This window comes from Arthrobacter sp. AQ5-05 (genome assembly GCF_003287975.1).
Classification (GTDB): Bacteria; Actinomycetota; Actinomycetes; order Actinomycetales; family Micrococcaceae; genus Paeniglutamicibacter.
Map to the genome: position 1 here is coordinate 1 of NZ_QMKQ01000052.1, position 8,687 is coordinate 8,687.

The following is an 8,687-nucleotide window of genomic DNA, read 5'->3' on the forward strand; positions in this document are numbered from 1 at the left end:
GCTTGGGGAAATGCCGTTCAGAAGAGCGGAGGCTGCTCGCCCTGCCAGTGCTTGTTGCGGCGGGGAAGCTGGTCGGGGTCCTCGAACGGGGCGAGCTTCACCCACGGGACACCGTTCTTCATCACGACCTCGAAGTCGCCCTTGTCGGCGCCGCGGTGCTCGGAGGGGCAGAACATGCCCAGGTTCCACACGCTCGTGGTTCCGCCCTCGGACCACGGTTTGATGTGGTGGTAGTCGCAGTGTTCGGGCGGCACGGCGCAGGCGGGCTTGAGGCAGCCGCGGTCGCGGGCACGGATCGCCTGTTTCATGGACTCGGGTGGATAGCGTCGCTCGCGCCCGTAGTCCAGGATCTGGCCCTCGCCGCCGAGCGTGATGGGGATGAACCCGAACTCTGCCAGTCGTTTGCGCACCTCGGCGACCGAGATCTCCAGGCCGTGTGCGCTCCATCCGGCGCCGCGGGCCAGCCCCAGCAGGACTTCCAGGGTGATGTAGACGAAGAGCTTTGCCGTGGGCAATCCGGTGGCGCCGTTGGCCGAGGTCCTCGGGGTGCGCATCAAATTCAGCAGGGTTTGCAGATGCCGTTGGGCCGGGGTCGGCTCCTCGGAAACTGCGCCGGTGCCTGTTTCAAATGGTGGCGGATCGTCGAAGGTCTCCGCGCCGGGCGGGTGGTCGAACCAATCGGGTCCGTCCGCGGGTGCCGGTTCGGGGTTGGAATCGGGGGTTTCAGGGGTTGACGGAGTGCCGTTTGCGGTGGGGGAGGTGCCGTCGGCTTCGGCCGGGGTGGTATTTGTCCCTGCGTTGAAACCGGGATCGGTGGCCGTGGAGGACGTTGCGCCGTCGGCGGTGCCGATTCCTGCGTGGTCCGTACTGCCGGAGGGGGTGCCGTCTGCCTGCGTGGTGGAGGGGCCGGTGGCGGGCCCGCGGCCCGGGACCGTGGCGGCCGCGGCGATGGCCTGGCGGTTTCCGGCCAGGGTGCGGGCGTTGTCGGACTCGGCGAAGTGCGAGAGGAAGACCTCGGCGTCGGCATTGAGCATGCAGGCGGTGAAGTAGGTGAAGTGCCGGGTGCGCTTGGTGACGGAGATGCCGGTCTTGTTGCGGATTTCCTTGGGCGTGGGGGTGGAGTCGGCGTCGTCAAGCTCGTCGCTGATCTTGTCGAAGAGCTTGGTGGTGTTCTTCGCGTCGCCCTCGGCCAGGGACTGGGCCACGCGGCACTCGATCTGCTCGGCGATCTGTGCGGCGTCGGGTCGGGACTCGATGATCGGGCGCAGCTTCTCCAGCTTGCGCGCCGCGGCGGCAACGGTGCCCGGCGCGCTCTTGCCGGTGGCCAGTTGCTGTGCCAGCTGCGGGTAGCGCGGGCCGCGCGGCATGCCGTGCTCGTCGACGCCCGGCAGCAGGTCGTCGCCCGCCTGCATGCGGTTGAGTGCCTCGAAGTAGTCGATGCCCGCCATGCCGGCGAGGCAGTCGGCGGGGGTTTTGAATTGCAGTTTGCCGGTGGGAACCGTGCGCGGGTCGTCGGGCAGGCCGGTGTCCCCGGCCAGGAATGCGGTGGGGTCTTCGGCGATGGCGCGAAGTTCGGTGAGGGTGTTGGCGGGCAGCTCGTGCACCAGGGTTTTCCGGGCCAGCTGGGCGGCCTTGAGCTGCGCGACGGCGATGGCGTGCTTGGTCTGCTCGATGGTCATTGCCATGAGCAGGGCCCGGGTGGGGGAGGCAGGGCGGGCTGCAATCCGGGCGACGAGCACGTCGATGCCGCGGATGCCCTCGATCAATGCGCGCAGTTCATCGTCCGGGGTGGGTGAATACCCCGGATCGTCGCTGTGTCCAGCGAGATTGGCGATGAGTGCGTCTGCTTGCATCCCTCCAGTGTGCGGGGCTCGGGAGTGCGATGGGGGCCGGGCCGGGAAATTGTGGATAACCCGGGGTCGGACGATTCGGGCGGTGCATTGCGCGAGCAATCACGCGCGAGTGCAGCCCGAGCGCGCGGGTGGGCGAAGGGGCAAGGGGAACGGATCGGCGGGCGCTGGGCAGGCTGCCGGAACGTCGGGGTCGGTGCCGAAGGTGGCAAGCGGCCGGGCGGGGGTGCGGGGTGTGGCCGGGGAAAATCAAGGGGAGTCTCGGGGCGGACCCTGGGGGATTTTGCTGTGGATGGGCCCGGGCCGGGCCCAGCGTGGAAAACAGGCAAAGCACACGGACAAACGGGTGGGGCCGCGTCCCGGGTTCGGGGCGGCGATGCCCGCTCCGTTCATGGCGCTGGCCTGCCTGCAGCTGGCACAGCTGTTCATTGCCACGCTCGCTGCCCTGGCGATCACCTCGGAGTATTCCAGCGGGACGATCATTTCCTCGCTACAGGCCGTGCCGGTTCGCACCCGGCTGCTCGGTGCCAAGGCCGCGGTGCCGGGCGTCGTCGGGCTGGGAAGCAGCGTGGTGCTGGTGGACACCGGGACGCTGGTGGCGGCCCTGGCGGCCGGGACGTACGGTGCCTTCACGGTGTCGGAGCTGCTGCCCGCACTGGCCGGGGGCGGGGTGCACCTGGGGATGCCGGCCCTGGTGATGCCGGGCCTCGGTGCGCTGCTGCGCAGCGCCGCCGGGGCGATCGCCGGCGCGTTCGTGCTGCTCTTCGGGCTGCGGCAGATCCTTCCGTCGTTCACCATCGACTGGGTGCAACGCGTCGTGGGCTACCTGCCGACGACGGCCGGGCAGGTGCTGGGCACCGGGGCGGTGGAACCCTACGGCGCGGCGACGACGATCGTCGTGCTGGTGGCGTGGGCCGGTGTGCTGCTGGGGGCCGCGATGTGGGTGTTTACGCGCCGGGATGCCTGAGTCCCCGGGGCGGGCATCGGGGCGGGCAGCAGCCCGGTCACGGCGGCTTAGCCGTGGCGCATGTGCTTCCACCAGGTCAGCGGGTCGGCGACCTTGAAGCGCCGGCCCGTCATCGAGGCCGGGACGATGCGTACGAACTGGTCCTTGGGGCCCGATTCCCACGGGAAGAGCATCAGGTTGAACGAATCGAGGGTTTCCTCGATGCCGCCGAAGAGCTCGGCCTTTCCCTGGATCATGACCGACCACGCGACGCCGGTCTCCTGGTTGACCCCGTCGGCCTGGAACGCGACCTGCGGCTGGGCACGCAGCGTCTTGAGCTTGGTGCCCTCCCCGGTGCGGAACACCACGGTCCCGTGGTCGACGGTGAAGTTGATCGGGAAGATCTGCGGCATGTCATCGTGGCTGACGGCCAGATGGCCGAGTGAAACCGCCCGCAGCAGTTCCAGGCACTGGTGAGATTCGAGTTCTTCGACGTCCATGTGGGTCTGGTTCTCTTCCATGGATTGAGCGTACGTCGGCGCGCGCCATGTGGCCAGAGCTGGACGGTGTCTTACCGGGGCCCGGCCCCTGGGGAGCCCGGAATGATTGGACCAGGTGGCGTCGGGGCCGATACCGAGACGGTTTCCCGTGGGTTGCCGGACCGAACAACGTGCGCCCCTGCATGCAGGGTGCCCGGCGTTGGCCGGTAGAGCCACAGCGTCTTCCCTAGCGGTCCCGACATCCCCAAGGATACGCCTCGCGCGCGCGCTCGTGGGCGTGCGGACGCGATCGCGCGCGAGGAGGAATTCCGGGAGGGACAGGTGTTGGTGGAAGCCGGCCGCTGCGCGTTGAGGGGAAAAGATGCCAATAAGAAACGCGGGGAGGCGGGAACCAATGGTCCCCGCCTCCCCGCGTCGGGCCAGCGGTGCTCAATCCGTGGCCACCGCTGGCCCTCGGTGCCCGCGCTAGGAGTCCTTGGGCTTGTGCTTGAGCTCGCCCTCGATTTCCTTGCGCTCGCGGCGGGTCAGCGGAATCGATCCGGTGGCCGGGTTGATCAGCACCCCGGGTGCCGGGGCAGCCGTCGCGGGACCGGTGGGAGCCGCTGCCGGGACGGCTCCCGCGCCCGGTCCGGAGATCGGGGTGGAGGTCACCTTGGGGGCTGCCTGCGCCGCGGGCACCTCCATCCGGGCACCCACCAGCGCCATGACCTCTTCGGTGACCGGGTGGGCACCGTGCCTCTCGTCCCGGCGCGCGGCGGCACGCTCCTTGGCTCCCTCCACCAGGTGGTAGAGCACCGGAACCAGGATCAGGGTCAGCGCGGTGGAGGAGACCAGCCCGCCGATGACCACCACTGCAAGCGGCTTGGAGATGAACCCTCCGCCGCCGGTCAGGCCCAGGGCCATCGGAACCAGTGCGAAGATCGTGGCCAGCGCCGTCATCAGGATCGGGCGCAGTCGCTGCCTGGCGCCGTGGTGGATCGCGTCGGCCAGGTTCATGGCCGGGTGCCCGTCGCGCGGCAGGCGGTACTGGTTGATCAGGTCGATCAGCACGATCGCGTTGGTGACCACGATGCCCACCAGCATCAGCATGCCGATCAGCGAGGGCAGGCCCAGCGGCACGCCGGTGAGCAGCAGCAGGGCGATGGCGCCGGTGGCGGCGAACGGGATGGAAACCAGCAGGATCAGCGGCTGCACCAGCGACTTGAAGGTCGCAACCATCACCACGTAGACGATGGCGATGGCTGCCAGCAGCGCCAGGTAGAGCTGGGCGAAGGACTCTGCCTGCTCGGTGGCCGCGCCGCCCAGTTCGGCGGTGGCACCCTCGGGCAGGGTCAGCGCGTCCAGGCGCTTGGTGACCTCGGCGGAGACCGCGCCGAGGTCGTTCTCGCCCGGGGTGATCGAGACCGTGGCGATCCGCTCCCCGTTCGAGGAGGTGATGGTGGCCGGGGACTCGGAGCGCTCGACCTTCGCCACATCTCCCAGGCGCACCGTTCCGGTCGCGGTGGGCAGCTTGAGGTCGCGCAGCTGGTTCAGGTTGGTCAGGTCCGTTCCCTTGCCGATGCTCACCGGGTAGTCGGTGTAGCCCACGCGCACGGTGCCGGCGGGGATCGGGGAGAGCGTGCCGGCGGTCAGCGCGCCGATCTGGGCCTCGGAGAGCCCGGCGGCCGCGGCCTTGGTCCTGTTGATGGACACGGAGACCTGCGGGCGGGCGGTGGACAGGTTGTCACTGACATCGGTGGCACCCTCGATGCCGGTCATGGCCTCCAGGGTGGCCTCGGTGGCCTCGGTGAGGATCTCGGGGGTGGGCGCGCCGACCTTCACGGTGATCGCGGAGGATCCGCCCATCCCGCCCTCGGAGGCGGAGATCGAGATCCGGGAGTCCTTGGCCAGGGGCTTGACCGCGGCGCGGGCCGCATCCTGGATCGCTTCCTGGTCGGCGTCGGCATCGGTCATCACGGTGAAGGACGCCGAGTCGGTCCCACCGGCCAGGAATGCGGCAAAGCCGCCCGAGGGGGTGCCGGCTGTCAGCTGCACATCGGCCACGCCATCGAGGCTGCGCAGGGCCTTCTCGACGGGGGCGGCGGCCTTCATGGTGGTCTCCAGCGAGGAACCGGCCGGAAGTTTCTGCGTGACCGAGAAGGTGTTCTGCCCGGTGCCGCCCAGCAGGTTGGTGGGCACCAGCGGGACCATGATGACGGTGAGCCCCAGCAGCGCCACGGAGGCGACAAGCGTGATCACCGGGTGCCTCTGGGTGCCCTTGAGGATGGGGGAGTAGCCGCGCTGCAGCCAGGAGGAAGCTTCCTTCTTCTCGGCCTTCGCGCGCGCCGCGGCGAGGTCCGCCGCACCGGGCCGGGTGTGGCCCAGGAACCAGTAGGCCAGCACCGGGACGATGGTCAGCGAGACCAGCAGCGAGGCGAGCAGGGCGATGGTCACGGTCAGCGCGAACGGGCGGAAGAGCTCCCCGGCCATGCCGCCGACCAGCGCCACGGGCAGGAACACCGCCACGGTGGTCAGCGTCGCGGCCGTCACCGCGGTGGCGACCTCGCGCACCGCGGTGAGGATGGCCTTGGACTTTTCCTCGCCGTAGGCCAGGTGCCGCTTGATGTTCTCGATGACCACGATGGAGTCGTCCACCACCCGGCCGATGGAGATGGTCAGCGCGCCCAGGGTCAGCATGTTCAGCGAGTAGCCGCCCATGCGCAACCCGATGAAGGTGACCAGCAGGGACAGCGGGATGGAGATCGCGGTGACCAGCGTGGAGCGCACCGAGAGCAGGAAGACCAGGATCACCACGACCGCGAAGCCCAGGCCCAGCAGGCCCTCGACGGTGAGGTCGTGGATGGACTGCTCGATGAAGGGGGCCTGGTCGAAGACCGTGGTGAACTTGGCGTCGGCACCCAGCTGGTCGGCCAGGGCGGGCAGCGCCGCGGCCACCGCGTGGGAGATGCCCACGGTGTCCCCGGCGGGCTTCTTGGTCACCGACACGGCCAGGGTTTCGACCCCGTTGGTGCGGGTGATGGAGGTGGCGGTGTCATCGACCATCTTCACCTCCGCCAGCTGGGAGAGGTCGTACACCCCCGAGGCCCCGCGCACCGGCAGCGACTTCACGGCGTTCAGCGAGTCGACCAGCGAGCCGGAGGTGACCGGCAGGTCCAGGCCGTCGGTGTCCAGGCGGCCCACGGGCATCAGCCCGGAGCCTTCCTCGATGACGGTCTTCAGGTCGTTCACGCCCAGGCGCTCGGAGGCCAGCGTTGCGGCGTCGGGCAGCACGGCGATGTGCCGGGAGGTGCCGCCGGAGACGTCCGCGGTGCGCACGCCGTCGATCTTGCTGAGCTTGGGCAGCACCAGGCGCTCGACGTCCGAGCGCAGCGAGTTCAGGTCCTTCCCGCCGGAGACCGCCAGGTAGACGATGGGGAAGTCGGAGATGGAGCCGGCGAACGCGGAGGGCTCCACGTCGTTCGGAAGCGTGGCCTTGGCGTTGGAGATGGCCTTGTCGACCTGGGCGCGGGCCCTGTCGAGGTCGGTGCCGTAGGCGAAGGACAGTGAGACGGTGGTGAAGCCGGTCTGCGAGGTCGAGGAGGAGGAATCCAGGCCCTCGACGGCCTGCAGCGCGCCCTCCAGGGGCTGGGCCACCTGCTTGTCGATGACCTCCGGGGATGCGCCGGGCTGGGATGCCACCACGGAGATCCGCGGGAACTCGAGCGCGGGAATGAGTTCCTGCTTGAGTTGCCCCATGGTGATCACGCCGAAGACCGCCACAAACACGGTGATCAGTGCGATGAGGGCGCGGTTGCCCAGGGAAAGTGCGGCCAGCCGATGCATCTGCCATCCTAGAAAGATTGTCTTGTTCGCTATTGCTCTGCCGTCCACTCTAGTTGGCCCCGGAGGCAGCAGGGTCAACCCAAAGGCGTACCTTGATGCACGCGGGCGCAGGCCACCGCGGGGTGTACTTCACCCGCGGCTCCGTGCAACCATGGGCCAACGGCCCGCAGATGCTTTCGGCGCCCGGGACCAACCCGTCGCCGGGGACTGCGGGACGAACGACTGTCAACTCCCATCAGCTAAGGAGAAGCATGTTCCCGAAATCCACCGATAAATCAAGCCCCGGGATGGTGCCGGGCAGCGAATCCACCATGCCGCCGGAGCACGCCCCGCCCCCGGAACCGCCGCCGGGGCCACCGCCCGGGCCTGAACCCGATCCCGGTCCGTACCCGATTCCCCCTGGCCCCGGGCCCGATCCGTATCCGCCGGGGCCGGATCCCGTCCCGTTCCCGAATCCGGTGCCCGGCCCGGACCCGATGCCCCATCCGGATCCGACCACCAGGCCTCCTGCCTGAGCCACGCACGTGTGGGCCCGCTCCCCAGGTGGAGCAGGCCCACACGCCTGACTTGAGGTGTACCTTCACGGGCGCCGGGAATCCCCCGATTCATGTATTCTTTCCGGGCGCCCGGGAAGGGGTCATTGATGATGCATGTTCCTGGCGGTGGCCCGTGTCGGCGGGCGCGGAAGCCGGTGAACGGACCGGGATATGCCCGGGGCTAGGCGGCGTTCGGCCGGGGTGCTGCAGCCGGCCCTCGAGGTCCCGGATCAGGTTTCAGGTTTCGGCCGCCCCGGGTCACGGGCCCTGCCCGGCCACCGGGCCGAAAGCGGCCCCGATTGACCGACGATGCCGGACCGGGAACGGTCTTGCCGAACACTGGAAAACCTGCCTGGGCCATGGGCCGCCCTCTGAACCGCCCCGGGTTTAATGGAGGGTGTTGAATCCTTGAAAGGATGAACACCATGGCACCACCGAAGAAATATCCAGATGAGCTTCGCCAGCGAGCAGTCCGCCTCGTGATGGACGCCCAGAAGAACCCGGCTGACCGGCGTGGAGCTTGCACCCGTATCGGTGCGCAGTTGGGCATCCCGGCCGACACGATCCGTGGCTGGGTCAAGACCGAAGAGATCGATCAGGGCGTGAGGCCTGGAACGACCACTGATGACGCGACCCGGCTGGCCGAGCTGGAGCGAGAGGTTACCGAGCTGCGGAGGGCGAACGCGATCTTGAAATCAGCGTCGGCTTTCTTCGCGGCGGAGCTCGACCGCCCCTCACGACGATGATCACTTTCATCGACCAGCACCAGGATGAATACGGGGTCGAGCCGATCTGCAGGCAGCTGCCGATCGCCCCCTCCACCTACTACGCTGCCAAGGCCCGCCCTGACTCCAAACGTACTGTCAGTGATGCAGCGACGACAGAAAAAATCAAACAGGTGCACAAGGAAAACTACGGTGTTTACGGGGCCAGGAAAGTCTATGCCGCCCTGAACCGTGCCGGCCACAAGGTCGCGCGGTGCACGGTGGAGAGGCTCATGCGCCGGTCCGGGCTGCACGGTGTGAGGCGGGCC

At 68.8% G+C, this 8,687-nt stretch carries 6 protein-coding genes and 1 other annotated feature; of the genes, 3 read left to right on the plus strand and 3 right to left on the minus strand.

All coding sequences use genetic code 11. The features are described from left to right. Window positions 1–17: 17 nt before the first annotated feature. The gene (locus DQ353_RS20675) at window positions 18–1,853 is read right to left on the minus strand and encodes an HNH endonuclease signature motif containing protein (RefSeq protein WP_113765071.1); all 1,836 of its coding nucleotides are present in this window, start codon (window positions 1,851–1,853) and stop codon (window positions 18–20) included. 373 nt (window positions 1,854–2,226) lie between these two features. On the opposite strand from DQ353_RS20675, the gene DQ353_RS20680 reads away from it, so the two are divergent. Beyond that, window positions 2,227–2,817 (plus strand): ABC transporter, encoded by a 591-nt coding sequence (locus DQ353_RS20680; RefSeq protein ID WP_146755364.1) that lies wholly within the window; start codon window positions 2,227–2,229, stop codon window positions 2,815–2,817. A gap of 47 nt (window positions 2,818–2,864) precedes the next feature. Here DQ353_RS20680 and DQ353_RS20685 read toward each other — a convergent pair whose 3' ends face one another. Further along, window positions 2,865–3,317: a pyridoxamine 5'-phosphate oxidase family protein gene (locus DQ353_RS20685; protein ID WP_113765073.1), complete on the minus strand. Its 453-nt coding sequence runs from the start codon at window positions 3,315–3,317 to the stop codon at window positions 2,865–2,867. Window positions 3,318–3,761: 444 nt separating this feature from the next. Beyond that, window positions 3,762–7,118 carry an efflux RND transporter permease subunit gene (locus DQ353_RS20690; RefSeq protein ID WP_113765074.1) on the minus strand — a complete coding sequence of 1,119 codons (3,357 nt, stop codon included), beginning with the start codon at window positions 7,116–7,118 and terminating at the stop codon, window positions 3,762–3,764. A gap of 961 nt (window positions 7,119–8,079) precedes the next feature. On the opposite strand from DQ353_RS20690, the gene DQ353_RS20700 reads away from it, so the two are divergent. Together DQ353_RS20700 and DQ353_RS20705 are read left to right on the plus strand one after the other, a co-directional pair. Further along, window positions 8,080–8,400 carry a transposase gene (locus DQ353_RS20700; protein WP_181578543.1) on the plus strand — a complete coding sequence of 107 codons (321 nt, stop codon included), beginning with the start codon at window positions 8,080–8,082 and terminating at the stop codon, window positions 8,398–8,400. Beyond that, window positions 8,358–8,471, plus strand: a sequence feature (AL1L pseudoknot). Its footprint overlaps the gene before it by 43 nt. Further along, a partial coding sequence (locus DQ353_RS20705; RefSeq protein WP_146755365.1) for an IS3 family transposase occupies window positions 8,397–8,687 on the plus strand: 291 nt, incomplete at its 3' end. It overlaps the preceding feature by 75 nt. The genes DQ353_RS20700 and DQ353_RS20705, both read left to right, overlap by 4 nt.